At 59.8% G+C, this 24,641-nt stretch carries 19 protein-coding genes; 16 read left to right on the top strand and 3 right to left on the bottom strand.

Annotated features, from left to right (window positions below; translation table 11 throughout):
* Entirely contained in the window at positions 1-1,476 is a 1,476-nt protein-coding gene (gene proS, locus LC531_RS20625; protein ID WP_223653653.1) for a proline--tRNA ligase, read from the bottom strand.
* 261 nt (positions 1,477-1,737) lie between these two features.
* Here proS and LC531_RS20620 point away from each other — a divergent pair, with 261 nt between their 5' ends.
* The 5 genes from LC531_RS20620 (at position 1,738) to LC531_RS20600 (ending at position 7,670) form a co-directional block, all read left to right on the top strand.
* Positions 1,738-3,141, top strand: coding sequence for a hypothetical protein (locus LC531_RS20620; RefSeq protein ID WP_223653651.1), 1,404 nt, complete (start codon positions 1,738-1,740; stop codon positions 3,139-3,141).
* Positions 3,142-3,231: 90 nt separating this feature from the next.
* Entirely contained in the window at positions 3,232-4,866 is a 1,635-nt protein-coding gene (locus LC531_RS20615) for an OmpP1/FadL family transporter (protein ID WP_223653648.1), read from the top strand.
* A 165-nt stretch (positions 4,867-5,031) separates the two neighbouring features.
* Positions 5,032-6,933: a phosphoglycerate dehydrogenase gene (gene serA / locus LC531_RS20610; protein WP_223653646.1), complete on the top strand. Its 1,902-nt coding sequence runs from the start codon at positions 5,032-5,034 to the stop codon at positions 6,931-6,933.
* A 63-nt stretch (positions 6,934-6,996) separates the two neighbouring features.
* On the top strand, positions 6,997-7,257 hold the full coding sequence (locus LC531_RS20605) for a DUF6364 family protein (RefSeq protein ID WP_223653644.1): 261 nt from the start codon (positions 6,997-6,999) through the stop codon (positions 7,255-7,257).
* A complete protein-coding gene (locus LC531_RS20600) occupies positions 7,254-7,670 on the top strand; it encodes a type II toxin-antitoxin system VapC family toxin (protein WP_223653642.1) in 417 nt (138 codons plus the stop codon). The genes LC531_RS20605 and LC531_RS20600 overlap by 4 nt, the downstream gene beginning before the upstream one ends.
* Positions 7,671-7,674: 4 nt before the next feature.
* Here the strand turns inward: LC531_RS20600 and LC531_RS20595 are convergent, their stop codons facing one another.
* Complete coding sequence (locus LC531_RS20595; protein ID WP_223653640.1) at positions 7,675-9,147, bottom strand: D-alanyl-D-alanine carboxypeptidase; 1,473 nt, start codon at positions 9,145-9,147, stop codon at positions 7,675-7,677.
* 81 nt (positions 9,148-9,228) lie between these two features.
* Between LC531_RS20595 and LC531_RS20590 the strand changes: the two genes are divergently transcribed.
* Entirely contained in the window at positions 9,229-10,227 is a 999-nt protein-coding gene (locus tag LC531_RS20590; protein WP_223653638.1) for an alpha/beta hydrolase family protein, read from the top strand.
* 247 nt (positions 10,228-10,474) lie between these two features.
* Positions 10,475-11,278, top strand: a complete 804-nt coding sequence (locus tag LC531_RS20585) for a TraB/GumN family protein (protein WP_223653636.1) — start codon at positions 10,475-10,477, stop codon at positions 11,276-11,278.
* Positions 11,279-11,319: 41 nt separating this feature from the next.
* Here LC531_RS20585 and LC531_RS20580 read toward each other — a convergent pair whose 3' ends face one another.
* Positions 11,320-12,831, bottom strand: a complete 1,512-nt coding sequence (locus tag LC531_RS20580; RefSeq protein ID WP_223653634.1) for a hypothetical protein — start codon at positions 12,829-12,831, stop codon at positions 11,320-11,322.
* A gap of 200 nt (positions 12,832-13,031) precedes the next feature.
* On the opposite strand from LC531_RS20580, the gene LC531_RS20575 reads away from it, so the two are divergent.
* From LC531_RS20575 to ilvA, 9 genes are all read left to right on the top strand, one after another.
* A complete protein-coding gene (locus tag LC531_RS20575) occupies positions 13,032-14,198 on the top strand; it encodes a 2-isopropylmalate synthase (protein ID WP_223653632.1) in 1,167 nt (388 codons plus the stop codon).
* 333 nt (positions 14,199-14,531) lie between these two features.
* A complete protein-coding gene (gene leuC / locus LC531_RS20570) occupies positions 14,532-15,923 on the top strand; it encodes a 3-isopropylmalate dehydratase large subunit (RefSeq protein ID WP_223653630.1) in 1,392 nt (463 codons plus the stop codon).
* Positions 15,924-16,066: 143 nt separating this feature from the next.
* Positions 16,067-16,663: a 3-isopropylmalate dehydratase small subunit gene (gene leuD / locus LC531_RS20565; protein WP_223653628.1), complete on the top strand. Its 597-nt coding sequence runs from the start codon at positions 16,067-16,069 to the stop codon at positions 16,661-16,663.
* Positions 16,657-17,772: a 3-isopropylmalate dehydrogenase gene (gene leuB, locus LC531_RS20560; RefSeq protein WP_223653626.1), complete on the top strand. Its 1,116-nt coding sequence runs from the start codon at positions 16,657-16,659 to the stop codon at positions 17,770-17,772. Before leuD ends, leuB begins: the two co-directional genes overlap by 7 nt.
* 93 nt (positions 17,773-17,865) lie before the next feature.
* Positions 17,866-19,587, top strand: coding sequence for a dihydroxy-acid dehydratase (ilvD, locus tag LC531_RS20555; protein ID WP_223653624.1), 1,722 nt, complete (start codon positions 17,866-17,868; stop codon positions 19,585-19,587).
* Positions 19,588-19,615: 28 nt separating this feature from the next.
* Complete coding sequence (gene ilvB, locus LC531_RS20550) at positions 19,616-21,298, top strand: biosynthetic-type acetolactate synthase large subunit (protein WP_223654023.1); 1,683 nt, start codon at positions 19,616-19,618, stop codon at positions 21,296-21,298.
* A 129-nt stretch (positions 21,299-21,427) separates the two neighbouring features.
* A complete protein-coding gene (gene ilvN, locus LC531_RS20545) occupies positions 21,428-22,018 on the top strand; it encodes an acetolactate synthase small subunit (RefSeq protein ID WP_223653622.1) in 591 nt (196 codons plus the stop codon).
* Positions 22,019-22,115: 97 nt separating this feature from the next.
* The gene (ilvC, locus tag LC531_RS20540) at positions 22,116-23,177 is read left to right on the top strand and encodes a ketol-acid reductoisomerase (RefSeq protein WP_223653620.1); all 1,062 of its coding nucleotides are present in this window, start codon (positions 22,116-22,118) and stop codon (positions 23,175-23,177) included.
* Positions 23,178-23,354: 177 nt separating this feature from the next.
* A complete protein-coding gene (gene ilvA, locus LC531_RS20535) occupies positions 23,355-24,629 on the top strand; it encodes a threonine ammonia-lyase IlvA (RefSeq protein WP_223653619.1) in 1,275 nt (424 codons plus the stop codon).
* Positions 24,630-24,641 lie beyond the last annotated feature (12 nt).

Genomic DNA, 24,641 nt, shown 5'->3' with positions numbered 1-24,641 from the left:
TCAGTACGCCCTGGCAAACCAGGCGCGGCGGGCGCTGGGCCGGCCGGTCACCATGCACACGCCGGGCTCGTCGGCCACATGGAGGGGTAGGCAGCGCACGGTGGCCTTCGTTTCTTCTTTGATAAGCTCCTCGGTTTCGGAGGTACCATCATAGTGCGCCACCACGAAGCCGCCGGTCGTGTCGAGCACGGTTTTGAAGTCGGCGTAGGTTTCAACGTAGGTTGTGTGGGCCTCGCGGTAGGCGTTGGCTTTTTCGTAGATACTTAATTGAATGTCGTCCAGCAGCTTATCTACGCTGTCTACCACTTCGGCCAGGGGCAGCTGCAGCTTTTGCTTGGTGTCGCGGCGGGCGGCTTCCACGGTGCCGGCGTCGAGGTCGCGCGCGCCGATGGCCAGGCGCACGGGCACGCCCTTCATCTCCCACTCGGCAAACTTGAAGCCCGGCCGCTCGGTGTCGCGGCTATCAATTTTCACCGAAATACCGCGCTCCGCCAGCCCTTGCTGAATGGGCCGGATGCGCTCCAGGAGCGCATCCAGCTCGCCGGTCTTGTAAATCGGCACGATGACGACCTGAATCGGGGCCAGCTTGGGGGGTAGCACCAGGCCGTCGTCATCGGAGTGGGCCATGATGAGCGCGCCCATCAGGCGGGTGCTCACGCCCCAGCTCGTGCCCCACACATATTCCAGGCTGCCTTCCTTATTGGTAAACTGCACCTCAAAAGCCTTGGCAAAATTCTGCCCCAGGAAGTGGCTGGTGCCGGCTTGCAGCGCCTTGCCATCCTGCATCAGCGCCTCAATGCAATAGGTGTCCTCGGCCCCGGCGAAGCGCTCGTTGGGCGTCTTCACGCCTTTGATGACGGGTAGGGCGATGAATTCCTCCGCAAACTCGGCGTACACGTCGAGCATCTGGCGGGTTTCGGCTACGGCCTCGGGGGCGGTGGCGTGGGCGGTGTGGCCCTCCTGCCACAAAAACTCGGTGGTGCGCAGAAAGAGCCGGGTGCGCATTTCCCAGCGTACCACGTTGGCCCACTGATTGATGAGCAGCGGCAGGTCGCGGTAGCTCTGCACCCAGTTTTTATACGTGCTCCAGATGATGGCCTCCGAAGTAGGGCGCACGATGAGTTCTTCTTCGAGCTTGGCGGTGGGGTCCACGCGCAGCTTACCGGGGCGGTCGGGGTCGGCCTGGAGGCGGTAGTGGGTCACCACGGCGCACTCCTTAGCGAAGCCTTCGGCGTTAGTTTCTTCAGCCTCAAACAAGCTTTTGGGCACGAACAATGGGAAGTAGGCATTTTCGTGGCCGGTGCGCTTGAACATATCGTCGAGCTGGCGCTGCATCTTTTCCCAAATGGCGTAGCCGTAGGGCTTGATAACCATGCAGCCGCGCACGGCGGAGTTTTCGGCCAGACCGGCGCGCTTCACCAGTTCATTATACCAGGCCGAATAATCTTCCTGGCGGGTAGGCAACTTTTTGCTCATAATAGCATCTAAAAGCCAGCTGGCCGATGCAGGTTATTAGCCCGGCATAGCTGGTATAAGTTTTGTATCAGTAACTTTATCGCAAAGGCACCGTTTTGGGGCGAAATTACGTTACAAGAGTGCGCCCGCCATGCCCAGCCGCAAATGGGGCAAATTACGCTGGAGCAGGCAGTTTGGCCGGCCCTTCATGTAGCCTCCACGCCTGGCGCTTTTACTTTACTCACCCACTCGGCATTTAGCTGGGTATCTGCATTCTCACTCATGAAAAACCTGCTCATTGCCACTTTGCCGGCTTTGGCGCTGCTCGCTCTGGGCGGGTGCGCCACCACCGGGGCGCTGACGACCTCTACGGAGACCGACGGTGTGTATTATTCGTCCAAAGACAAGACTACCACCTTGGGGGCTACCCCACCAGCTGCCGGGGGCTACTACGCCGGCCCAAGCGCAGCGGCTACTCCTACCCCTGCGGCGGCCCCTACCCCTGCTACCACCGACGATGCCAACCCCGACTACCAGGGCGGCAGCACGGCTGCTACAACGGGTAGCACTGATTATTACAGCAATAACTACTCGCAGTCGTACAGCCCCAGTGGCTTTAACCAGCCTTATAATGGGCCGGGTGTTAGCTCCTACAACTACGCACCGAGCAGCAACTACAACTACGCGCCTTCCTATTATGGCTCACCCTACGGCTATAGCAGCGGATTTGGCTACGGCTTTTCGCCCTATGGCTACGGTGGTGGGTTTGGCTCGCCCTACGGTGGGTTTGGTTCGCCGTTTGGCTACGGCTTCGGCTCGCCGTTTGGCTATGGCTCAGGGCTGAGCATTGGGTTTGGCTATGGCGGCGGGTTTGGTGGCTTTGGCTATCCTTATGGTGGGTTTGGTGGCTTTGGCTACCCCTATGGCATTGGGTATTCGCCCTTCTATGGCGGTTATGGTGGAGGGTATGGCTACGGCTACGGTGGGGGCTACGGCTATGGCGGCGAGTATTATGGCCGCCCAGTTATTCGGGCCAATGGGGTAAATGGTATGGTAGGCGGCACCTCAGGCAATGGCGCAGTGCTGATAGGCTCGCGTCCCGGCCGTGGTGGGGCAGTCATGAATGCTACTAATGGCACCATGAGCCCCAACGCCCAAAATAATTCGAGTGCCGGCCGCGTTAACAATTATAGCAATGGCCTGTACCCGGCGGGTAGTGCTATCAACCCCGCTAATAATGGCTCAAACGGTGCCTATAATAATACACCGGTAGGCCGGGGCGGCCGTGCCGTAAACTTTGGCAATGCTACGGGCCAGCCTACTTATTCCAATCCTTCGAGTGCAATTTCGGGCGCGCAGTTGAACAGTGCTGCGCAACCAAATGCCGCATCTGCTGGTCGGCGTGGGTTCTTTAGCGGCTTCTTTGGGGGCGGCAATGGAACTGCCAACGGGGCTCAGCCCAATACGAATGCTAGCCAGTCGGGCAACTATGGCGCTCGCCAGCGTAGCAATTACAACTACGGCAGCCAAGGGCAGCCACAGCAACGCACATACAGCCAGCCGAGCCGCTCGTTCTCGCAACCCTCTCCGTCCCGCTCGTTTGGGGGCGGCAGCTTTGGCGGCGGGGGTAGCCGCAGCTTCGGTGGCGGCGGCGGCGGCGGTGGTGGAGGCCGTGGCCGGCGCTAGCCACCTAAGGTGGGGTAGGACCCACAATAGCTTGATTTAACCCGAGCCGGTCCCTCGGACCGGCTCTTTTTTGCCCATTACTTTCTTTTTATGAAGCACGCATTTATGGGCCTGGCTACGCTGCTAGGCGTTTTTCTGACTATCAGCTTCTCGGCTCACGCGCAAGGTGGCTACGCCGATGATGCCCTGCTTTATATGCGCCAAAACCCCAGTGGCTCGGCCCGCACGCTGGGCTTGGCGGGGGCCAACGTGTCGCTGGGCGCCGATTTTGGTAACCTGACCAGTAACCCGGCTGGCTTGGGCTTCTACACCAAGTCAGAGGTAACCCTGACGCCTGGCCTGGGCCTGGGCACTACGAAGTCGGTGCAGGTAGCTAATTCGGCCGCCGTTGGCACTAGCTTTCCTTCCATTTCGGCAACTGCTAACAGCTTTCACATCGCGAGCGCAGGGGTAGTATTTGCTACCCGGCGGGCCGATAATGACCAAAGAAGCGACTGGCGCGGTGGGGCGTTCGCACTGGGCTTCACCCGGCTGGCCGATTTTAACCAGCAGGTGCATTACCAGAATTCGACGGATGATAACCATTCGTTCTTTCAACGCCTACGCGAGCCTTATAACAATAGCGACTATACTTCCAGCAGCTACCAGGCAGCGGTCAATGATATTTACAATCAGTACAATAATACCCGTACTGCGGGAAGCAGTCAATACACTAATATCGATGGCCTGGCATACGGCACGGGCTTAGTGGACCAGGTACTTATTGTTAGGGCTCCAGGTGACACTATATATCGCGTAGGTACGCCCGCTCCTACTAATAATACTCAGGCTTCGGCTGCCCTACGTAATGCGCGCAAGGGGACCATTACGCAGACGGAAGATATTCTGACGAAGGGCTCGCTTTCGCAATTTGACCTGGGCTACGGTGGTAACTACCGCGACCGGGTTTACATCGGTGGGGGCGTCGGAATAGTGTCGATGAACCGCACACGTACCAGTACGTTCAGCGAAAGCTCGGGCGGCGACCAGGACTTCGTATCTACCGACTACCTCAAAACCACGGGCACGGGCATTAACGCCCGCCTGGGCGTCATTGTGCGGGCTGCCGATGTGCTCCGCCTCGGGGCTTCCATTCAAACGCCCACTTACATCCACCTTACCGACACGTACAGCACCTCGCTCACGGCCAACGATAAGTATGCCGCCCCCCGCACCGTAAGCTCACTCTCTACCGCGCCGGGCTCCTTCGACTACAGTATCACTACCCCCTTCCGGGCTAATGGTGGAGCCACGGTACTACTCAACAAGTATGGCTTTATAACTGCTGATATTGAGTACGTTGGCTATTCCAGCGCCAAGTTTAATACTACCGATGGCTCGTCGGATGCCGGCCTCGACTACGCCAACTCCGTTATCGGGAACAGTTATAAGAATGTGGTGAACTACCGGGTAGGAGCCGAGGGCCGCTTCGAGGTTTTCCGCGCCCGACTGGGCTACGCCTACTACGCCGACCCCTACCTCAACAGCGTGTACGACCGCTCACAGAACTACTTCACGGCGGGTCTGGGTATCCGCACCAAGCAGTTCTTTGTAGATGTTGCCGGCGTTTACCTCGATACCAAAGACGTATACCAGCCCTACTCGCTGGCGAGCCGCGTGCCGCCCACTGTCAATATTACTAACAATCGTTTTACCACCAGCTTGACGGGTGGGCTTATCTTCTAGATTTCAGTTAGTTAGGAATACTCAGGAGCCGGGGGTGGGAGTTATCCCACCCCCGGCTTTTTCTGTTTTAAGCGCCAGAATTAGCCAAGGCAGGAAGTTAGTTTTTATAAATTAATTGCTTACCTAATACTTTGATAAGGTGTTGTGGCGCGCATCTTTGCGCCCATGCCCGACGTTGCCCCGCTTCTACCCTACCTCGTTTTCGACTTCGATTCCACCTTTACCCAAGTCGAAGGCTTAGACGAGCTGGCCGCCATTGCCCTGCAAGGCCAGCCTGACCAGGCCGCGCGCGTGAGCCAGATAAAAGCGCTCACCGACCGCGGCATGGCCGGCGAAATCGGCTTTCAGGAGTCGCTAAGCCAGCGGCTGGCGCTACTGGGGGCGCACCGGCGGCACCTGGCCCCGCTGGTGGACCACCTGCAAGCCAAGGTGAGCGAAAGTATTCGGCGCAACGGCGACTTTTTTAGGCGCTACGCCGACCGCATCTACGTGGTCAGCAGCGGCTTCCGAGAGTTTATCGAGCCCGTGGTGGCCGAGTTTGGTATCGTGCCCGGCCACGTGCTGGCTAATACCTTCACCTTTGATGAGGGGGGTAGCATCACGGGCTGCGACAGCGCGAACGTGCTGAGCCGCGACGGGGGCAAGATTCAGCAGCTGAAAGACTTGCACCTCGACGGGCCGGTGTACGTGCTCGGCGACGGCTACACCGACTACCAGATGCGGGAGGCCGGCCTGGCGCACCGCTTCTACGCCTACACCGAAAACGTGAGCCGCCCAAATGTGGTGGCCCACGCCGATGAGGTGCTGCCCACTTTTGACGAATTTCTCTACCAACTGAAACTACCCATGACCCTGAGCTACCCCAAAAACCGCATCAAGGTGCTGCTGCTTGAAAACCCCGATGCCCGCGCCGCCGAGCTATTTCGGCAGGAGGGCTACCAGGTGGAGCTGGTGCCCGGCGCGCTCGATGAGGACGAGCTGGTGGCCCGCATCGAGGGCGTGAGCATCCTGGGCCTGCGGTCGAAAACGCACGTGACCGAGCGCGTATTGGCCGCCGCCAACCGTCTCATCGCCATCGGGGCCTTCTGCATCGGCACCAACCAGATTGACCTGCCGTCGGCCATGCGCAAGGGGGTAGCCGTGTTCAACGCGCCCTTTTCCAATACCCGCTCGGTGGTCGAGCTGACTCTGGCCGAGCTAATTATGCTGGCCCGCCGCATCCCGGAGAAAAACCCCAAGATGCACCGCGGCGAGTGGGATAAGTCGTCCGGCGGCTCGTTCGAGATTCGGGGCAAAACGCTGGGTATTATTGGCTACGGCAACATTGGGGCGCAGCTCTCGGTGGTGGCCGAGGCCGTGGGCCTGAAGGTGCTCTACTACGACACGGCTGAAAAGCTTCAGCTTGGCAACGCCGTGAAGAGCAAGACCCTGGAAGAAATGCTACCCCTGGCCGACATCGTAACGCTGCACATCGACGGCCGGCCCGAGAATCAGGACTTCTTCGGAGCCAAGGAGTTTGCCCTCATGAAGCCGGGCGCGCTATTTATCAACAACGCCCGCGGGCACGTGGTGAGCGTGCCAGCTCTGGCCGAGGCTCTGCGGAGCGGCCACCTCGGCGGCGCGGCCATCGACGTGTTTCCACACGAGCCCAAAACCAACCACGAGGCGTTTGAGAGCGAGCTACGCGGCCTGTCCAACGTGCTGCTTACCCCCCACATTGGCGGTAGCACAGCCGAGGCCCAGCGCAACATCGCTGAGTTCGTGCCCGAGCGCATTATGGAGTATATCAACACCGGCAACACGCAGCAGAGCGTCAACTTCCCCAATATCCAGCTGCCCACGCAGCAGGCGCACCGCCTCATCCACATTCACGCCAACGTGCCCGGCGTACTGGCCCGCATCAATAACGTGCTGGCCGCGCACCATGTCAATATTTTAGGCCAATACTTGAAAACCAACGAGTTGATTGGCTACGTGATTACCGACATCAACCGCGAGTACGACCAGGACGTGATTCAGGCCCTGCGCGAAGTAGAGCACACCATTAAGTTTCGGGTGCTGTACTAGCCGCGGCCGGCAAACTACTTCGCCGCAGTGGCCGTTATTCTTCGTTCTTAACTTGCTTTTACCATGTCTCAGCTCACTATTACCCTCGATGACGACCTATTGCAAGCCGCCCAGGAATACGCTCAGCGGCACGGCCAGGAGCTGGATAAGCTGGTGGCGGAGCTACTGCAAGCGGCCGTGCGGCCGCTTGTAGCGCCGGAGCCTGCGCTAGTGCGCCCATCGCTCGCTACCGTTCAAAATCTATATGGCTCTCTGAAAGCCCCGGCCGATTTTGACTATAAGAAAGAACTAGAAGATGGCAGGGCGGAGCAATATGGCTTATGAGACATTTATTCTTGGATACCAATGTGTTGCTCGATTTCATTTTGCAGCGCGACGGTTTTGGTCCGGCGGCCCGCCAGCTGTTTATAACTGCTGAGGCTGAGGAAGTAGTGCTGTACGCGGCGGCGCTGTCGTTCAGCCACATCTATTACACCCTTCGCAAGACCAACCCGCCCGCCGAGCGCATTCTTGCGCTGAAAAATCTGGCTTCCGCCGTCAACGTTATTCCTTTGACGCGCCCCGTCATCGAAGCCGCCCTCGCACTTGGCTTCGCCGATTTTGAGGATGGCTTGCAGTACTGCGCCGCCCGCGCCGTGTCCGCCATCGAAGCCATCGTTACCCGTGATGCCAAAGGCTTCGCGGCCGGCACCCTGCCCATCCTAACGCCCCCGCAAGCGCTGGCGCGGCTAATCTAATAGCTCACAGCCGCTGGCGCACCTCGCTCAGCAGCCACTGCATGGCGTTGCGGGTGCGCTGGTCGTCGCCGGGAATGCCGTTGTTGAAGAACGTGACGGCTACCAGCCGGCCGCTTTTGCAGCGCACGTAGCCAGCCAGGTTGCAGGTGTGGGTAAGGGTACCAGTTTTGCCCCAGAACCACGGCATTTTGGGCGGACCGGGCTCGAAGTAACGCCTACGCAGGGTGCCCTGGCCACCGCCGGCCGCCAGCAAGCTCAGCAGGCGGGCTTCGGGCACCTGCTGGTGCAGGCGTACCAGCACGGCCGTAAGGGTGCGCGGCGTGAGCAGATTGAGGCGCGAGAGGCCCGAGCCATCGACCCAATCGGGCCGGTCGGGCAGGCCCTTCAGTTGGTTTTTAAGTAGGTAGCGGATGATGCGGTCACTGCTCAGCGAGTCGCGGTAGCCCACGCGGGTACTGGCCATGAGTAGCAGTTGCTCGGCCAGAAAATTGTCGCTCACGCGCAGCATCCGGCGGTAGAGCGAGTCGGTGCGCAGGCCGTGCAGCGTGCGGATGCTATCGCGGCCCGCGTGCGGGTGCCACGGCCCTACCCCCACAATGGCCCGGCGCAGCGTGTCGCCGAGCAAACGCAGCAGCAGTGTGCGGCTGGTGCGGTAGGGCACCTCGTCAATCCATTTTTTGGGGGTAGGCACGTAGGTAAAGCGGTTTTCGAGGGGCGCGCGGTACACGTGCATCTCGTCGTCCTGGTCGGGCGAAAGCCTAAAGCCGGCCGCCGCCCGCTCAGTAAGCAGCGCAAAGCTGCGCGGCAGCACCCGCACGGACTGCGGCAGTACCCGCACGGCCGCGCCCGGCGCGTGGCGCAGCACCAGCGGCGCGGCAGCGTAGAAGCGCACCGTGTTGCCATACATCGGGAACGCCGTGCGCTCGGGCTGGAAATAGTAGCCAAAATCGTCCCAGGCCCAGCTGGGTCCGTAGACTGGTACGCAGGCGATATCGCAGTAAGCCAGCACTTTTTCGGGCCGGGTGGCCAGAAAGGCGTAGGCTCGCCGCGAGGGCACGTCGCCGTGCAAAAAGGTGGGGTCGCCAGTGCCCTGGAAAAACAGCGTATCGCCCCGCGAGAAGTAGCGCAGGCTGGGCAGCGAATCGCCGAGCAGCGCCAAGCCACCGGCCAGGCTCAACAGCTTCATGGTGCTGGCAGGCGTAAAGTACCGCGCCTCATTGTAGCCAAAGAGCGGCTGGCCGGTCACGGCATCGGCCAGGGCCACGCCCACCTGCTGGCGGCGAAAGGTCCAGGAGCTATCCAGGCGCTGGCGCAGCCAGGGCATATCCACTTTACCGGTGGCCGAGTCGGTGACGGTGGCGGGGGGTAGGGGCGGCGCGGAAGTGGTGGTTTGCCCGCAGGCGGTGGTAAGCGAGAGCAAGGCCAGCAACGTGGCGTAGCGCCGCACCAGGCAATGAGCAGCGAAAACGGGAGACATAAACACGGGACGCAACTTAAGCACGAATCCGGCAGTCGTTGGCCCAACTGCGGCCCTACCCCCGCTTTTTTACTCTATCGCGTGCGCTACCTCCTGCTTTTTCTCTGGCTGCTGGCCGGCCCGCGGCCCGCCCCAGCCCAACCCAAAACGCCCGCCGACTTTGGCTACCGCCACCTGCAAATGCGCTACAAGGGCGACACAGTAGATATTCTTGTGCTTTCCCAAAAAGGCGAGGAAATGAAGCGTAAGCCGGTGTTTCTGTTCGTGCAGGGGTCGCTGCCGTCGCCGCTCATCAAATATGATGTGAAGGGGCCTTACGGAGTTTTCCCTTTTGCCACCAAAGAATTCTTGCCGGATTATCACCTCGTCATCATCAGCAAGCCCGGCGTGCCACTGGTGGCCGACGTGCGGACCCTTACCCCCCGCTATGAATACAACGACCCCAAAACCGGCCGGGTGCCCGCCGCCTACTGCCAGCGCAACTACCTGGAATACTACGTGGCCCGCGACGCGGCCGTGCTGCGCTACCTGGCCCGCCAGCCTTGGGTTGATAGCCATAATATTAGCGCAATGGGCCACTCTGAAGGCACTTTTGTAGTTGCGCGCTTAGCCCGCCGGCCAGGAGTATTAAAGCGCGTAATCTACTTGAGTGGCAGCCCGCTAGGTCGGATATTGACAATTGTAGCAGGCATACGGGCAGCCGGTGACTCTGCCATCGCTGAGAATGAACTTCGCCATTGGTCGCAGACTGTGGCCGCACCTCACGCTTACGATTGCACCAACCCAGGTGACTCCAATCTTACGACGGCCTCCTTTTCCGAGGTACAAAGCCCTCTGCAAGATTTTTTACACACCAAAATCCCGGTCTTTATCGGCTACGGCACCCGCGACGATGCCGCGCTCACCAACGATTACCTACGCTTAGAATTAGCTCGCGCCGGCAAAACAAATTTCACTTTTCGCGCCTACCCCGGCCTGGAGCACAATTTCTTCGGCTTCACTAGGGGAGAGGTAGACCAGGAAAAGTGGAACTGGGACCGCGTGGCCCGCGATTTCTTCGCCTGGATGAAAACGCAGTAACTGCGGCGGCATAGCGGACGACTAAGCCCTAGTAGTTGCTAAAAGCTTGGTCGTCCGCTACTTTTGACCGCTTCGCTCAACGTCTTAATTCTACAGACGGGCAACATTTCATTCTTTCAACTCATTAGTCTTGGCAACCGTCGGCACGCCTCGTAAATGGGTTTGGCTCAGCGCAGGAATCTTACTGCTGGCGATAGCTAGCGTCGCGGGTATCACCGCCGCGCAGTTGGTCAGCTGGCAGCAGTTTATGCGAACGCCCGCCCGCCGCCCTACCATAGCTCACCACGGCGGCACGCAACTAATAGTGCTCGGTACCACGCACGAGCCGCACGCCAACCTGAACCCGGATAGCCTATACGCCGCCTTGGAAATCATAAAGCCGGATGTTATTCTCTTTGAGAGAGATAGCGCCTGCCTGCCGCAGCTGCGCCGCCCGCCGGGGCTGGTGCAGGCGCTGCTAGTGGCCCTGGGTGGCCCGGCCCCCGAAAACGAAAGCCAGGCGATACAGAAATATTTACGCTGGCACCCGGCTACCGCCTGCCAACCCTTTGAGTGGAACCGCCGCAACGTCTACCACCGGCAATACGGCCTCCTAACCAAGCCCGACGAAGTATTCCGGCAGCTACGCCACTTGCAGGCCGCTCAACAGCTGGCTCCCTGGCAGCTTCGCGTCCTGACGGCGTATGATAGTCTGAGCGCCCGCCTGAATACCCAGGCTCAACTACCACTCGCCTTGCTCAATACCACCGCGGCCGACTCGCTGGCAGCCCGGCGGCAATACGCTCAATACCAACTGATTGGCAAGATAGTAGCAACTCACCCTGCGCTCGCCGAATTCCGGGCTTTTTATCGAATAAACAAAGCCTACTGGACTATTCGCAACCGGGCAATGGCACGCAACATCGCCGCCTGGCTGGCCCGCTACCCCCGCAAGCGGCTGGTGGTACTCACGGGTTTCAACCACCGCTACTACCTGCTGCGGGAGCTATGCCCCCGGCAGCAAGCCCTCAAACTTACACTGGCAGAATACCCAGCTTTAAATATTTTATAGTGTAATTAGTATTTTCACCTATATTATTTTGTGATAAAATTTTACTTCAACGTCAGGAATTTCTGCTGCATTATCTCCTGCACCGAGCGGCCGCTTACCTTACTTTCCAGCCAGGAAATGATGTCGAAGTACAGGAACGGGCGACGGTCGTAGGGCTGAGCGGCAATTTCTTCCAGCTTGAGCTTGAGCTTAAGAAACTCCTCGCGCAGCCGGGCCGGCTCGAAGTGGCCTAAGCGGCGCAGGAAACGCAACACCTCGACTTGCATGGCCTGCTGGTCGTTCATCTTACCCAGGAAATGATACACCGAGCGCACCTGGTGTTCTAGCTCGGCATCGTCACCGGCCTCGTAGTGCGCCACCAGGTTGAGGATGCGGGCGAAGCATTGTAGGTCTTCGCGCAGGCTCAGGTCCTTGTGCTCGATGATGCGCGTGAGGTATTTGATGGCTGGCCGGTACTGCCCGCTGCCGAAATACACGCAAGCGATTTTGTAGTAAAAAACCAGCGTGCGGTGCAAATCGAGCTGGTTTTTGTGCTCGCCGAGCTGCTCCAGCAGCTCCGGCAGCAGCTCCACGCCGTCGCTGAAGCGGGCTTCGAGGAAAATCGCATTCAGTCGGTTGGTCCAGATGTACTGAAAAAGTAACGTGTCAGTATTGGGTGTGGCGCGGCGAGTCTGGCTGGCGGCAAAGTCTTCGAGTACTTGCAGCACCTCCATGAACTTACTGTAATACAGCATATTGAAAAGCGCGGCCAGCAAATTATGCAAGCCCTTAATGTAGAGCATGGTTTGGCTTTCCTTTTGGTCGGGCTGCTGCTCAAACAGGTCTACCCACTTCTGGGCGTAGCGGTAGCAGGATTTAAAGTCTTGATTGATTGTATTATACCACACGTGCGCCTGGTAGAAGTACAGCTTCTCCCAGAAGCCGCTGCCGGGCGGCAGGCGCTCGGGCACGTGGGCCCGAAAAAATTCAGTAAATTGCTCGTGGTCAGCTTGGTTGCGGGCGTGGCCGGCCTGCAAGTACAAGCCATAGAGCCGCAGCGAGGCATTGGACAGGGCGTGTTGCTGGCTGAGGTGCGCGGCCGTGGCTGTGGCCTCGGCCGCCAATTCCTCGGCCCTACCGTGTAAGCTGCGCGTGATGTACTGCGATTCGATAAGCTTCTCAAAATCAAGGGCCAGCAGGGCTACGTGGGGTAGCTCGGCCACCTGAGCCGCCTGCTTCACGCGGGCCAGCATCCGCAGTGCCTGCTGGTAAAAGCCCTTGTTATAGAGCACACGAGCGTAGTCGAGCTGCTCGTGCAGCTGAATATCAAGGTTTTGGCCGGCGTGGTAGAGGCGCAGACTGGCCAGCAGCTGCCGGTAAAGGTTGGCCTTGAGATTGGCGAGCTGCGCCCGCTTGAGGGTGGGAACCTGGGCTAGCACGCGCTCCTCGTCGGGCTGCTCCTGGGCATCGAAAGCATCGAAAAGCTGCAAGAATTTCAGGCCCTCGGTAGAGCCCTGGCGGTTGGTAAAGAGGCGAAAATGCCGCTTTTCGGACTGCGTAAGAGATTTTATCAACTGAAAAACCGCCTCAGGATTCTTATTAGACATTGTAGGATAGTTTCTAGCAACTTATTTATTTTCAGTAAATTACGCAGACAAAAGGCTGACTTGGAAATAATAGAAATGCTTAAAAAATGTTTTTGTCGCGGCGCGACCGTCCGCTACTTGCAGCCTAATAACAAAGCTGGCCTCGTGCCGGCACGTTTTTTACCGCTATGGGCCCGCACCACATCCAGATTTTCGATACCACGCTCCGTGACGGCGAACAGGTGCCGGGCTGCAAGCTAAACCAGCAGGAGAAGCTCGTTATTGCGCGGCAGCTCGAAGCGCTGGGCGTGGACGTGATTGAGGCCGGCTTCCCAGTGTCGAGTCCCGGCGACTTTGCCGCCGTGGCCGCCATCGCCGCCCAAACTCGCGAGGCCACCGTCTGCGGCCTCACCCGCGCCGTCGAAAACGACATTCGGGTGGCGGCCGAAGCCCTACGCGGGGCGCGCCGGCCGCGCATCCACACCGGCATTGGCACCTCCGATTTGCACGTACAGCAGAAGCTGCGCACTACCCGCGCCGACGTGCTGCAACGCGCCGTGGCCGCCGTGAAGCTCGCCAAGAGCTTCGTGGAGGATGTGGAATTTTACGCCGAAGATGCTGGCCGCACCGATAATGAGTTTCTAGCAAGAGTCTGCGAGGCGGCCATTGCGGCCGGCGCTACCGTCCTCAACATCCCCGACACTACTGGCTACTGCCTGCCGCAGGAATATGGGGCCAAAATTAAGTACCTGTATGAGAACGTAAAAGGTATCGAGAAGGCTACCCTCTCCACGCACTGCCACAACGACCTGGGCTTGGCCACGGCCAACTCCATCGCGGGCGTCACGAACGGGGCACGCCAGATTGAATGCACCATCAACGGCGTGGGCGAGCGCGCCGGCAATACGGCCCTGGAAGAAGTGGTGATGATACTGCGCCAGCACCCCTACCTAAATCTCAATACTAACGTCAAAACCAAGCTCTTAGCCGAAACCTCGGCCCTGGTTTCGCACCTGATGAGCATGCCGGTGCAGGCCAACAAAGCCATCGTAGGGGCCAATGCTTTCGCGCATAGCAGCGGCATTCACCAGGACGGGGTAATCAAGTGCCGCGAAACCTACGAAATTATTGACCCTAAGGAGGTTGGCGTAGCGGATTCGAGCATCGTGCTCACTGCCCGTTCGGGCCGCGCGGCCCTCGCCTTCCGCCTCCAGAAGCTGGGCTACGACCTGGAGCGCCCGGCGCTCAACACGGCCTATGTCAGCTTCTTGCAAATGGCCGACCGCCAGCGCGAAGTATTTGATAATGACTTACATATTCTCATTGAGCAAGAAAAACTGGTAGTTATCGGCTAACCGGCCAAGGAAGCGGAGTGGCAGGCGCTGCCAGTGGGTGGGAGCAGGGAAATCAGGGGGTCGGGTTAAAATCCCATAAACGCCACTCTTTCACACCCTTAACACGACCAAAATTTCCCCCTGTCGCTTCGTTTTCTTGGCCGGTTAGTCGGCTACCATTTGTATTTTTTATTGAGCTTCTTGAAATCATAAAGGCCGTCATGCTGAACGCAGTGAAGCATCTCTACCGCTTCCTCCGTGCCGTTCAACGAGGCAGCACAGATGCTTCACTACGTTCAGCATGACCGTTCTACTTACTTCTTGATTCCTACTATCCTATCCCTACCCCCCCAAATGTCCCGCACGCTATTCGATAAAATCTGGGATGCCCACGTAGTCTGCTCCGTAGAAGGGCTGGATGTGGTTTATATTGACCGTCATTTAATTCACGAAGTCACTAGTCCTCAGGCATTTGACGAGTTAGCGGCCCGCGACCTGCCGCTGTTCCGGCCGCGCCAGATTATTGCCACCGCCGACCACAACGTGCCGACGCTGCACCAAGACCAGCCCATCGCGGAGCCGCTGTCGCGCTCGCAGGTGGATAAGCTGACCGAGAACTGCGCGAAATACGGGATTGAGTTGTACGGCTTGGGGCACGCGCGCCAGGGCATTGTGCACGTGATTGGGCCGGAGCTGGGGCTGACGCTGCCGGGCACCACCATCGTGTGCGGCGACAGCCACACCAGCACCCACGGCGCGTTTGGGGCGGTAGCCTTCGGCATCGGCACCAGCCAGGTGGCGCAGGTAATGGCCTCGCAGTGCCTGCTGCTGAGCCGGCCCCAACGGATGCGCATCGCGGTGGAAGGCGAGTTGGGGCCGGGCGTGACCGCTAAAGACCTGATTCTCTACGTTATCGCACAGCTTGGCACGGGCGGGGCCACCGGGCATTTCGTGGAGTACGCGGGCAGCGCCATCCGCGCCCTGAGCATGGAAGGCCGCATGACGGTCTGCAACATGAGCATTGAGATGGGCGCGCGCGGCGGCCTTATCGCTCCCGATGCTACCACGTTTGCCTACGTAGCGGGCCGGCCGTTTGCACCAAAAGAGGCGGCTTGGGACGCGGCGCTGGCCTACTGGCAGATGCTATTTTCGGACGACAGCGCCGAATTTGACGTGGAGCATACGTTTGATGCCCAGGCTATTACGCCGATGATTACTTACGGCACCAACCCCGGCATGGGAATTCCGCTCACCGGCCGCGTGCCGAGCGAGGTACCGGCCAGCGAAGCCGAAAGCTTCGATAAATCTCTGAAATACATGGGCTTCGAGCGGGGCGAGTCGTTGCTGGGCAAGCAGATTGACTACGTATTCATCGGCAGCTGCACCAATTCGCGCATTGAGGACCTGCGCGCCGTGGCCGCCTACGTGCGCGGCAAGCACAAGGCCGGGCATGTGAAAGCCATCATCGTCCCCGGCTCCAAACAAGTGGAGCAGCAGGCTATTGCCGAAGGCATTGACCAGGTGCTCGCCGCCGCCGGCTTTGAGCTGCGCGAGCCCGGATGCAGCGCCTGCCTGGCCATGAATGAGGACAAAATACCCGCCGGCAAGTATTGCGTGGCGACTTCCAACCGCAACTTCGAGGGGCGGCAGGGGCCGGGCTCGCGCACGCTGCTGGCCTCGCCGCTGGTGGCGGCCATCACGGCGGTGCAGGGACGGATAGTGGATATTACGAAGTACTTGAATTAGATAATATAAGGCAAAAGGACGTCATGCTTAATCTAGCGTCCGCTTGCCGAAGCATCTCTACCGCATTATCCGCGCCGTTCAATAGAGCGGCAGAGATGCTTCACTGCGTTCAGCATGACGTTCTTTTTTCTGCTATACAAACAATGGATAAATTCCAAACCCTGCATACCACTGGCGTGCCGCTGCCGCTCGAAAACGTTGATACCGACCAGATTATCCCGGCCCGGTTTCTAAAGGCAACGACGCGGGCGGGCTTCGGCGAAAACCTGTTTTGCGACTGGCGCTACAACGCCGACGGCTCGCCCAAGCCGGAGTTCGTGCTGAACGACCCGCGCTATGCCGGGCAGGTGCTGGTAGCGGGCAAGAACTTTGGCTGCGGCAGCAGCCGCGAGCACGCCGCCTGGGCGCTGTACGACGCGGGTTTTCGGGCGGTAGTTTCGAGCTACTTCGCCGATATTTTTCGGGGCAATGCCCTGAATACCGGTCTCCTACCCCTGCAAGTGAGCGACGACGTGCTACACCGTCTGTTAGTCGCTATCGAAACCAACCCGCAGTTGGAATTAGCCGTCGATTTGCCTTCCCAAACGTTGGCGGTGCCAGCCTGGGGCGAAACCTTCAGCTTCGCCATTGATGCTTATAAGAAGGAGTGCCTGCTGAACGGCTACGACGATATTGACTTTTTAGTGAATCAGAAATCGGCCATCGCGGCCTTTGAAAAACAACGCGCCTGGACATGGTAATCAAGAAAATAGCTTTGCTGCCGGGCGACGGTATTGGGCCAGAGGTGTGTCGGCAGGCTGTAAAGGTGCTCGATGCCGTGGCCGAGCGCTTTGGGCACCGTTTCGAGTTTACCTCGCACCTGGTGGGGGCCTGCGCCATTGATGCCACCGGCGACCCCCTACCCCCCGAAACGCTGGCCGCCTGCCGCGCCGCCGATGCGGTGCTGTTCGGGGCCATCGGCGACCCGAAGTATGACAACGACCCAGCCGCTAAGGTTCGCCCCGAGCAGGGCCTGCTGCGGATGCGCAAGGAGTTGGGCTTGTTTGCTAATATTCGGCCCGTAACGGCTTATAAAGCCCTACTAAAGCACTCGCCGCTGAAAGCCGAACGCATTGAAGGCACCGATTTAGTGATTTTTCGGGAGCTGACGGGCGGCATCTACTTCGGCGAGAGGGGCCGCACGGCCGACGGCTCGGCCTACGATACCTGCACTTACTCGCGCCCCGAGATTGAGCGCATCGCGCACCTGGCGTTTCAGTCGGCCGCCGGCCGCCGCCAGCACCTGACGCTGGTGGACAAGGCTAACGTACTGGAAACCTCACGCTTGTGGCGCGAGGTGGTGCGCGAAATCGCCCCGCAGTACCCCGCCGTGACGGTGGACTACCTGTTTGTGGACAACGCCGCGATGCAGCTCATCACCGACCCCAAGCAGTTCGACGTGGTGCTGACGGAGAATATGTTCGGTGACATTCTCTCGGATGAAGCATCGGTCATTGCCGGGTCGATGGGGCTGTTGCCCTCGGCTTCGGTGGGCGCGGCGGTGGCGGTGTTTGAGCCCATTCACGGCTCCTACCCCCAGGCCAGGGGGAAGGGCATTGCCAACCCGCTGGCGGCTATTCTGTCGGCGGCCATGCTGCTCAACCACCTGGGTCTCACGGCCGAAGCCGACCTGGTGCGCGAGGCGGTGGACGAGGCGTTGAACAATCAAATTCTGACTCCCGAGCTGAACGCCACGGCTCCTTATACCACTGAGCAAGTGGGTAGTTACGTAGCCTTCTGGATTGCGGACTCCAATGAGCAGCAGTGGAACGCCCACAACATTGCGGTGGGCGTGAGCACGATTATTTAAGCGAAGTACGGGTGCGGCGAGTCCGCGCGTGAGCACGTTTTTCCATACCAAAAAGCGCGGACTCTCCGAGTTCGCGCCACCCCATCTAACTCCATGCCCCTTAATAAATTCAGCCGCATCTATACCCAGGACGACAGTTTGCCCGCCTCGCAGGCCATGCTGATTGGCGCGGGGCTGTCGGACGCGGACTTGCGCAAGCCGTTCGTGGGCATCTGCTCCACGGGCTTCGAGGGCAACACCTGCAACATGCACCTCAACGGCCTGGCCGATGAGGTGAAGCGCGGCGTGGCGGCCCAGGGCCTGGTAGGGCTGCGCTTCAACACGATTGGCGTGAGCGATGGCATTACGAACGGCAACGCGGGGATGCGCTACTCGCTGGTGTCCAGGGAGATAATTGCCGACTCGATTGAGGCGATGGCGGGCGCGCACTACTACGACGCGCTGGCTTGCGTGGTGGGCTGCGATAAGAATATGCCCGGCGCGCTCATCGCAATGGCGCGGCTCAACCGGCCGTCGCTCATGGTGTATGGCGGCACCATTCGGGGCGGTGAGTTTAAGGGGCAGCAGCTCAATATTGTGTCGTGCTTTGAAGCATATGGAAAGAAAGTGAACGGGCAGATTTCGGAGGAAGACTACCAGGGCATCATCCACAATGCCTGCCCTGGGCCGGGCGCGTGCGGCGGCATGTACACCGCTAACACGCTGGCTTCGGCCATCGAAACGCTGGGCATGAGCGTGCCGGCCTCGTCGTCCTTGCCCGCCGAAAGCCCGGCTAAAATGCAGGAATGCCTCGACACCGGGGCCTACCTGCGCCACCTGCTGGAGCTGGACCTCAAGCCCCGCGACATCCTGACCCGCGCGGCATTCGAGAACGCGATGGTAATGATAACGGTGCTCGGCGGCTCCACCAATGCCGTGCTGCACCTCATCGCCATTGCTCACGCGGCCGGCGTGCGGCTGACGATGGACGACTTCCAAGCCGTGAGCAACCGCGTGCCGGTACTAGCCGACCTCAAGCCCAGCGGCCGGTATCTGATGGAGGATTTGTCGAAAATCGGCGGTATCCCCGCTGTGCAGCGCACGTTGCTCGACCACGGCTTATTGAATGGCGACCTGCTGACCGTGACCGGCCGCACCCTGGCCGAAAACCTGGCCGACGTGCGCCCCCTGGGCGCGGAGCAGGATTTATTGCGTCCGCTCAGCAATCCCATCAAGGCCGATGGGCACATTCAGATGCTTTATGGCAACCTCGCCCCCAAGGGGGGGGTAGCAAAAATTACGGGTAAGGAAGGACTACGGTTTGAAGGCCCGGCCATCGTTTTCAACTCGGAAGAAGAGTTGAACCAGGGCATTATCGACCACAAAATTAAGGCCGGGCAGGTGGTCGTGATTCGCTACGTGGGGCCGAAGGGCGGGCCGGGAATGCCCGAAATGCTCAAGCCAACTTCAGCCATCATGGGCGCGGGCTTGGGCGATAAAGTGGCCCTGATAACGGACGGCCGCTTTTCGGGCGGCACCCACGGTTTCGTCATCGGCCACATCTGCCCCGAAGCCTACGACGGCGGCGGCCTGGCTTTAGTAGAAGATGGCGACTGGATAGTGCTGGATGCCAGCGCCAACACCATCGATGTGCAACTGCCGGACGAGGAGCTGGCCGCCCGCCGCGCCGCCTGGCGGCGGCCGCCGCTGCCCGTGCGCCAGGGCGTGCTGCTCAAGTACATCCGCAGCGTGAGCGACGCCAGCCACGGATGCATAACTGACTTATTAGAAGAAGATTATGTTTCAGAACCAGCTCTCAGCCCAGCCCACCGCTAGCCCGGCCGCCGCCCCTACCCTCGCCCCCATGACCGGCGCGGTAGCCACGCTGCAAGCGCTGGTAGCCGAGGGCGTAGACACGATTTTTGGCTATCCCGGCGGGGCCATCATCCCGATTTACGACGCGCTATACGACTTTAAGGACCAGCTCCACCACGTGCTGGTGCGCCACGAGCAGGGCGGCATCCACGCGGCGCAGGGCTACGCCCGCGCCTCGGGGCGGGTAGGCGTGGTGCTGGCTACGAGCGGGCCAGGCGCGACGAACCTAGTAACTGGCCTGGCCGATGCGCTCATCGACAGCACGCCGCTGGTGTGCATCACGGGGCAGGTGTTCGCGCACTTGCTGGGTACAGATGCGTTTCAGGAGACGGATATTATCAACATTACTACCCCCATTACGAAGTGGAACTACCAGGTAACCAAGGCCGAGGAGATACCGGAGGCGCTGGCAAAGGCATTCTACATTGCGCGCAGCGGCCGGCCGGGACCGGTGCTGATTGACATTACCAAGAACGCGCAGCAGCAAGCCTTCGACGCGCCGGACTACCGGCCGTGCACGCACATCCGCAGCTACCGGCCCGCGCCGGTGGTGCGCCCGGAGTATATCGAGCAGGCGGCGGCGCTGATTAACAGCGCCAAGCGGCCATTCATCCTCTGGGGGCAGGGCGTAGTGCTGGGCGCAGCCGAGCGCGAGTTTCGGGCATTTGTGGAGAAAAGCGGCATCCCGGCGGCGTGGACTATTCTGGGGGTAGGGGCGCTGGCCACCGACCACCCGCTGAACGTGGGGATGCTGGGCATGCACGGCAACTACGGCCCCAACGTGCTCACCAACGAGTGCGACGTACTGATTGCCATCGGGATGCGCTTCGACGACCGGGTAACCGGCCGGCTCGATAAGTACGCCCGGCAAGCGCAGATTATTCACCTCGACATCGACCCCACCGAGATTGACAAGAACGTGCAGACCACCGTGCCGGTGTGGGGCGACTGCAAGGAAACCCTACCCCTGCTCACGGCGCTGGTTGAGCACAAGGCGCACCCTGAGTGGCTGGCCCGCTTCCACGACCACATGGCCCAGGAAGTGGATGCCGTGATTCGGGAAGAATTATTCCCGACTTCGGATGAGCTGACGATGGGCGAGGTGATGCAACAGCTGAACGAGCTAACTGGCGGCGAGGCCGTTATCGTGTCCGACGTGGGGCAGCACCAGATGGTGGCCTGCCGCTACGCCCGCCAAAACCAGTCGCGCAGCCATGTCACGAGCGGCGGGTTGGGCACGATGGGCTTTGCGCTACCGGCCGCCATCGGGGCCAAGTTTGGCGCCCCCCACCGGCCGGTGGTGGCCGTGATTGGCGACGGTGGCATCCAGATGACGATTCAGGAGCTGGGCACCATCATGCAGACCGGCGTGGACGTGAAAATCATCATCCTCAACAACCAGTTTCTGGGCATGGTGCGGCAGTGGCAGGAGTTATTTCACCAGCGCCGCTACTCGTTCGTGGATATTCAGAGTCCTGATTACGTGGCTGTAGCGGCGGGCTACCGAATCGCCGGCCAGCGCGTGGATGCCCGCCCCGACCTACGCCCCGCCCTGGCGCGGATGCTGGCGCATCCCGGCTCCTTTTTGCTGGAAGTGATGGTGACGAAGGAGAATAACATTTTTCCAATGGTGCCGCAGGGGTGCAGCGTGGCGGAAATCCGGCTGCGATAAAATAAGCAAAAAAGAACGTCATGCTGAGCTTGTCGAAGCATCTCTACCGCATCGTTGGATGACGTGGATGAAGCGGTAGAGATGCTTCGACAAGCTCAGCATGACAGACGACTTTATTCAGCCAAACCTATGGACCGCCAGGAATACAACATCACTGCGTACACCGAAAACCAGGTGGGCTTGCTCAATCGCATTGCCATCATCTTTTCGCGCCGCAAAATCAATATTGAGAGCCTCAACGTGTCGCCCTCGGAAATTGAGGGCATCCACCGCTTCAACATCGTGATTGTGGAAACGGAGGAGGTGGTGCACAAGCTGGCCAAGCAGATTGAGAAGCAGGTGGAAGTGCTGAAAGTCTATTTTAACACCAACCAGGACGTAATTTGGCAGGAAATGGCGCTTTATAAAGTGCCCACCGACATCATAGCCGAAAAGGTGCTCGTGGAGCGCCTGCTGCGCGAAAACGGGGCCCGCGCCGTGGTTATTCGCAAGGATTATACGGTGTTTGAAACCACCGGCCACCGCGAGGAAACAGACAACTTAATCAAAGCCTTGCAGCCCTACGGGTTGATTGAGTTCGTGCGCTCGGCGCGCATCGCCATCATCAAGGCCAGCGACGGCTTTCACCTCAAACTGCAGGAATTTGAGCAGCGCGAGCCGAGCGAGGAGGTGGCCGAGAATGAGTTTTTGAACGACCGCGACGCGGTATTTACGATGTAATGTAGCGTGGACTCTGCGAGTCCGCGCGTTTGAACGAAACCCTTTTTTACCCCCACGCGCGGACTCGCAGAGTCCACGCTACAAAACCCCTATCCCAATGGCAACCATTCACTTCGGCGGCGTACCCGAAACCGTTATTACCCGCGACGAATTTCCGCTCGCCAAGGCGCTCGATTTTCTTCAACACGATACCATTGCCGTGATTGGCTACGGGGTGCAGGGCCCCGGCCAGGCGCTGAACATGCGCGACAACGGCTTCCATGTGATTGTGGGTCAGCGCGAAGGCACGCCTTCGTGGGAGCGCGCTTTGCGCGATGGCTGGGTGCCGGGCGAGTCGCTGTTCAGCATCGAGGAGGCGGCCGACAAGGGCACCATTCTCTGCAACCTACTCTCTGATGCGGGGCAGATTGCGCTGTGGCCGACCCTCAAAAAGGCCCTTACCCCCGGCAAAACGCTGTACTTCTCGCACGGCTTCGGCATCACATTTAAGGACCAGACCAACATCATTCCGCCCGCCGATGTGGACGTGATTCTGGTGGCTCCTAAGGGCAGCGGCACCAGCCTGCGGCGGCTGTTCGTGGCCGGTGGCGGGCTGAATTCGTCGTTTGCGGTATATCAGGATGCCAGCGGGCACGCCTACGAGAAGGCCATTGCAATGGGCATTGGCGTGGGCTCGGGCTACTTGTTCGAGACGGATTTTAAGAAGGAGGTGTATTCCGACCTCACCGGTGAGCGGGGTGTGCTGATGGGCGCGCTGGCCGGCATCATCGAGGCGCAGTACCAGGTGCTGCGGCAGCGCGGGCACTCGCCTTCGGAGGCGTTCAACGAAACCGTGGAGGAACTGACCCAAAGCCTGGTGCCGCTGGTGGGCGAAAACGGCATGGACTGGATGTTTGCCAACTGCTCGGTGACGGCCCAGCGCGGCGCGCTTGACTGGAAGGGTAAATTCCGCGATGCGACCCTACCCGTGCTGAATGAGCTGTATGACAGCGTAGCCAGCGGCGAGGAAGCCCGCCGCACCATCGAGCGCGGCTCGACACCCAACTACCGCGCCGAGCTAGAGGCCGAGTTGAAAGAAGTGCGTGAGTCGGAGCTGTGGGCCACCGGCGCGACTGTGCGCGAGCTGCGTTCGCGCAGCAGCGCGAGCGTGGAGGCGTAGATTTTGTAAAACGGAGTGCCACTTCGTTGTACAACAAGGCCGTCATGCAGACCGAAGGGAAGCATCTCGCGTGCAGCAGTAACTTCTTATGCAAGGGATTACTACCACATGCGCGATGCTTCCTTTCGGTCTGCATGACGGCCTTTTTTAATATATTAGTTGGTTACCCCCTACCCCATGCCCGACCTGCTAGCCCCGGCCGCTACCCCCGTTACCCTGGAAAACGTGGAGGCCGCTGCGCGCCGCCTCAAAGGCGTGATTACCAAGACGCCTCTGATGCTGAACCTGGGGCTCTCGCGCACTTACGACGCGACCATTTTGCTCAAGCGCGAGGACTTGCAGGTGGTGCGCTCCTATAAAATCCGGGGGGCTTACAACAAGATTTCGACGCTACCGATTACCGTGCCGGGCCGCCAAATAGTGTGCGCCAGCGCCGGCAATCACGCCCAAGGTGTGGCCTACGCCTGCCAGCTGCTGGGCTTGCAGGGCGATATTTTCATGCCCGCCCAAACGCCCGCCCAGAAGGTGGATAAAGTGCGCCTCTTCGGCAAAGACATGGTGACGGTGCACCTCACCGGCCGCACCTTCGACGACTGCTACCAGGCGGCGCAGGCGTTTTGCGATGCGCAGGGCGGCACCTTCGTGCATCCGTTTGATGACCTCGCCATTGTGGAGGGGCAGGCCACGGTGGGGCTGGAAATACTAAAAGCCGCTCAGCATAAGTCGATTGACTTTTGCTTCATGCCCATTGGCGGTGGCGGGTTGGCCTCAGGCTTGTCGAGCATGTTTCGGCAATTAAGCCCGAATACCAAGCTCATCGGGGTGCAGCCGCTGGGCGCACCGAGCATGCACGATGCCATCCGGGCCGGGCGGCGGCAGGCCCTACCCCACCTCGATACCTTCGTGGATGGCGCGGCCGTGAAGTGCCCCGGCGAACTCACGTTTGAGATTTGCCAGGCCCTGCTCGATGAGGTGCACCTGGTGCCCGAAGGCCAGGTGTGCGAAGATTTGCTGAAGATGTACAACGAGGAAGGCATGGTGCTGGAGCCGGCGGGCACGCTCGCCATCTCGGCCCTGCACGCCTACGCCGACCAGATTCGGGGTAAAACGGTGGTGTGCGTGGTCAGCGGCTCCAACAACGACATCACCCGCATGGAGGACATCAAGGAGCGCGCCCAGCGCCACCAGGGCCTCAAGCACTACTTCATGGTAACCTTCAACCAGGCTCCCGGCGCGCTCCGGCGCTTCGTGAACAACGTGCTGGCCGAGGGCGAGGACATTATTCAGTTTCAGTATATCAAGAAAAACAACAAGGAGAAAGGCCCCGTTTTCATTGGGGTGGAAGTCAAAATGCCGCACGACGTGGATGGCATCAAGGCCCGCATGGCGGCCGAGGGTTTCGGGTTTGAATATCTCAATGGAAAGCAGGATTTTTTGAATTTATTGGTGTAACGGTATAGCTTT

Origin of the sequence: Hymenobacter psoromatis, from assembly GCF_020012125.1 — a bacterium.
Classification (GTDB): Bacteria; Bacteroidota; Bacteroidia; order Cytophagales; family Hymenobacteraceae; genus Hymenobacter; species Hymenobacter psoromatis.
Note: the sequence above shows the minus strand (reverse complement) of the source record. Positions and strands in the feature narration are given on the sequence as shown.

Bases quoted from the DNA above. Each gene is read 5' to 3' on its own strand.
- proS (WP_223653653.1), bottom strand. From the start codon at position 1,476: ATGAGCAAAAAGTTGCCTACCCGCCAGGAAGATTATTCGGCCTGGTAT.
- LC531_RS20620 (WP_223653651.1), top strand. From the start codon at position 1,738: ATGAAAAACCTGCTCATTGCCACTTTGCCGGCTTTGGCGCTGCTCGCT.
- LC531_RS20615 (WP_223653648.1), top strand. From the start codon at position 3,232: ATGAAGCACGCATTTATGGGCCTGGCTACGCTGCTAGGCGTTTTTCTG.
- serA (WP_223653646.1), top strand. From the start codon at position 5,032: ATGCCCGACGTTGCCCCGCTTCTACCCTACCTCGTTTTCGACTTCGAT.
- LC531_RS20605 (WP_223653644.1), top strand. From the start codon at position 6,997: ATGTCTCAGCTCACTATTACCCTCGATGACGACCTATTGCAAGCCGCC.
- LC531_RS20600 (WP_223653642.1), top strand. From the start codon at position 7,254: ATGAGACATTTATTCTTGGATACCAATGTGTTGCTCGATTTCATTTTG.
- LC531_RS20595 (WP_223653640.1), bottom strand. From the start codon at position 9,147: ATGTCTCCCGTTTTCGCTGCTCATTGCCTGGTGCGGCGCTACGCCACG.
- LC531_RS20585 (WP_223653636.1), top strand. From the start codon at position 10,475: ATGCGAACGCCCGCCCGCCGCCCTACCATAGCTCACCACGGCGGCACG.
- LC531_RS20575 (WP_223653632.1), top strand. From the start codon at position 13,032: ATGGGCCCGCACCACATCCAGATTTTCGATACCACGCTCCGTGACGGC.
- leuC (WP_223653630.1), top strand. From the start codon at position 14,532: ATGTCCCGCACGCTATTCGATAAAATCTGGGATGCCCACGTAGTCTGC.
- leuD (WP_223653628.1), top strand. From the start codon at position 16,067: ATGGATAAATTCCAAACCCTGCATACCACTGGCGTGCCGCTGCCGCTC.
- leuB (WP_223653626.1), top strand. From the start codon at position 16,657: ATGGTAATCAAGAAAATAGCTTTGCTGCCGGGCGACGGTATTGGGCCA.
- ilvD (WP_223653624.1), top strand. From the start codon at position 17,866: ATGCCCCTTAATAAATTCAGCCGCATCTATACCCAGGACGACAGTTTG.
- ilvB (WP_223654023.1), top strand. From the start codon at position 19,616: ATGACCGGCGCGGTAGCCACGCTGCAAGCGCTGGTAGCCGAGGGCGTA.
- ilvN (WP_223653622.1), top strand. From the start codon at position 21,428: ATGGACCGCCAGGAATACAACATCACTGCGTACACCGAAAACCAGGTG.
- ilvC (WP_223653620.1), top strand. From the start codon at position 22,116: ATGGCAACCATTCACTTCGGCGGCGTACCCGAAACCGTTATTACCCGC.
- ilvA (WP_223653619.1), top strand. From the start codon at position 23,355: ATGCCCGACCTGCTAGCCCCGGCCGCTACCCCCGTTACCCTGGAAAAC.